The organism is Rathayibacter sp. AY1D2, from assembly GCF_002932695.1.
Taxonomy (GTDB): Bacteria; Actinomycetota; Actinomycetes; order Actinomycetales; family Microbacteriaceae; genus Rathayibacter.
Genome location: NZ_PSVX01000119.1, coordinates 1 through 2547 on the forward strand (window position 1 = coordinate 1; position 2547 = coordinate 2547).

Below are 2547 nucleotides of genomic sequence, written 5' to 3' on the forward strand. Positions count from 1 at the left end.
GCAGCCCGTCCGGCCACGGCCGGCACCGTGCTCCTCGGAGCGGCGCCGGAACCGCTGGACCGCCCCGCCGGATCGCCGTCCGCTGCACTCGTCCGGTCCCTGTTCCTGTTCCGGTCCCGGTTCCTGTTCCGACCGTGACTCCCCCACCGGACACTCCGGCTCCGGCAGCGACGCACGTACCGAGCACTCCGGCGCCGGTCCCTACAGAGGCGCCGAGCACCTCCGCTCCGGTCTCGACTCCCGCACCGGTCACGACCCCCACTCCGGCCGCACCTCCCACTCCGGCCGCACCTCCCGCTCCGGCCGCACCTCCCGCTCCGGCCGCACCGGCCCTCGCGCTCGACACCGACGGCCGGCTGCTGCCCGATGCCCGGGGCACCGCCGCGCCCGGCGCCGAGGTGCTCCTCGAGGACGCCTCCGACGGACACCGCGTGGGCTCCGCCACCGCCGACGCCGACGGCTCCTGGACCGCGCCGGCGCTCCCCCTCCCCGCGGGCAGGACCACGGTGCTGGCGCGCACCGCCGCAGGAGTCAGCGCCCCCGAGACGGTCGACCTGCGCGCTCCGGTGCTCCTCGCCCGGGCCGCGTCGAGCGGGGGCGCGGTCGTTGTGCTCGTGCTCGCCGACCCCGACGCGGACGGCCTCGACCTCCTGGTCGACGGCGAGCAGGTGCGGTCCCTCGCTCCCGTAGCCCCCGTCCTCGCCGCGACCCTGGAGGTCGGTCCCGGGAGGCACACGATCGGCGTCCGCTACTCCTCACCGGACGGGCGGACGGGACCCGTCGCCGCCGTGTCCGTCGATGCGGGCTGAGGCGCGCGGACCGCCCTGTGCCCCACCGTTATCCTGGGCGGATGCAGCCCGAACCCGCCGCGTCCGCGACTCCCCGGCCCGCCCCCGCGAGCACCCGTCCGACGGGCAGCGACGCCGCGTGGTCCGGCGCCCGGCCCGCGGGAAACCACTGGACCCTGACCTTCGCCTGCCCCGACCAGCCGGGCATCGTGCACGCCGTGTCCGGTGCCGTCGTCCAGGCCCGCGGCAACATCACCGAGAGCCAGCAGTTCTCGAGCGCCGACACCGGCCGCTTCTTCATGCGCCTGCAGGTGGAGTCGCCGATCAGCCGCGAGGAGTTCGCCGCCGCCCTGCTGCCGATCACGGAGCACTACGGGATGACCTGGCGCCTCGACGTCGTCGGCCGGCCGCTGCGCACCCTCGTCCTCGCCTCCACCGCCGCGCACTGCGTCAACGACCTGCTCTTCCGCCAGCGCGCCGGGCAGCTCGCGGTGGACATCCCGATGATCCTGTCCAACCACGGCAGCCTGCGCGACCTCGCCGAGTTCTACGGCGTGCCCTTCGAGTCGCGACCCGTGGTCTCGCCGGAGTCGAAGCGCGGGTTCGAGGAGCGCGTGCTGGAGGTCGTCGAGGAGCACGACGTCGAGCTCGTGGTCCTGGCGCGCTACATGCAGATCCTCTCCCCCGAGCTCTGCGCGCGACTGGCCGGCCGCGCCATCAACATCCACCACTCGTTCCTGCCGGGCTTCAAGGGCGCGAACCCCTACAAGCAGGCGCACGCCCGCGGCGTCAAGCTGATCGGGGCGACCGCGCACTTCGTCACCAGCGACCTCGACGAGGGGCCGATCATCGAGCAGAACGTGGTGCGCGTGGACCACTCGCACTCGGTCGCTCAGCTCGTGGCGATCGGGCAGGACGAGGAGAGCCGCACGCTCACGCAGGCGGTCAAGTGGTTCGCGGAGGACCGGGTGCTCCTCGACGGGGCCCGCACCATCATCTTCCGCTGACCTCCGGCGGCTAGCATGGTCGGCGTGAATCGAGCACGAGCGGACACCGCGGGCACCGACATCAGGATCGGCCTGAACGCGATCCTCCGGTTCCTCCTGGAGCTCGTCGCGTTGGCGACCTTCGCCCTCTGGGGCTTCGCGTCGTGGGACCTCCCGTGGAACATCGTCCTCGGCATCGGCGCTCCGGTGGTCGCCGCGCTGGTCTGGGCGCTCTTCCTCTCGCCGCGCGCGGTCCTCGCGATCGACATCTACGGCCGCTCGCTGATCGAGCTGCTCGTGATGGGCGCCGCCGCGCTGGCGTGGCTGGACCTCGGCCAGCCGGTCGTCGCGATCGTCTTCGGCGTCCTCGCCGTCGTCTCCGGCGTCATCGCGGGACGCCGCTCCCTCTGATCCTGACGGCGGCCGCTCAGGCCGAGGGGGCGCTCGCTCGGAGCAGTCCACCGCTGTCCCCGAGGGTGCACCGCGGTCCCCGTGCGCTCGCCGCCGCTCGGAGCGGAACCGAATGCGTCGTCCAGGCTCGCAGCCGCTTGTCGCCACTGCGCTCTCCCGTTGATGCGCCGCCGGCGATGCGCTACCGCAGCGGGATCCAGGGCCGATCGCGCCGCCGGGCCCGCAGTCGAAGGTGCTCCACCCCGCCTGATCGCCGCTCTCTCCCCCGACGCCGACCGCGACTCCGGAGCCCACGGGCACCCCGGAGCCGACCGCGACGCCGACGGCCGGCCCCACCGCCGGACCGGGGGAGCCCACCTCCA

General features: G+C 74.1%; 3 protein-coding genes. All 3 read left to right on the forward strand.

Annotated elements, in window-relative coordinates:
* The first annotated feature begins 134 nt into the window (after nt 1–134).
* Genes C5D04_RS18050 through C5D04_RS17655 form a run of 3 tightly spaced genes read left to right on the forward strand, consistent with a single transcriptional unit; the run spans nt 135 to nt 2185 of the window.
* Nucleotides 135–809 (forward strand): hypothetical protein, encoded by a 675-nt coding sequence (locus tag C5D04_RS18050; protein WP_146087905.1) that lies wholly within the window; start codon nt 135–137, stop codon nt 807–809.
* A 41-nt stretch (nt 810–850) separates the two neighbouring features.
* Nucleotides 851–1795, forward strand: coding sequence for a formyltetrahydrofolate deformylase (gene purU / locus C5D04_RS17650; protein ID WP_104224944.1), 945 nt, complete (start codon nt 851–853; stop codon nt 1793–1795).
* A 24-nt stretch (nt 1796–1819) separates the two neighbouring features.
* Complete coding sequence (locus tag C5D04_RS17655; RefSeq protein ID WP_258068971.1) at nt 1820–2185, forward strand: YrdB family protein; 366 nt, start codon at nt 1820–1822, stop codon at nt 2183–2185.
* Nucleotides 2186–2547 lie beyond the last annotated feature (362 nt).

Bases quoted from the DNA above. Each gene is read 5' to 3' on its own strand.
- purU (WP_104224944.1), top strand. From the start codon at position 851: ATGCAGCCCGAACCCGCCGCGTCCGCGACTCCCCGGCCCGCCCCCGCG.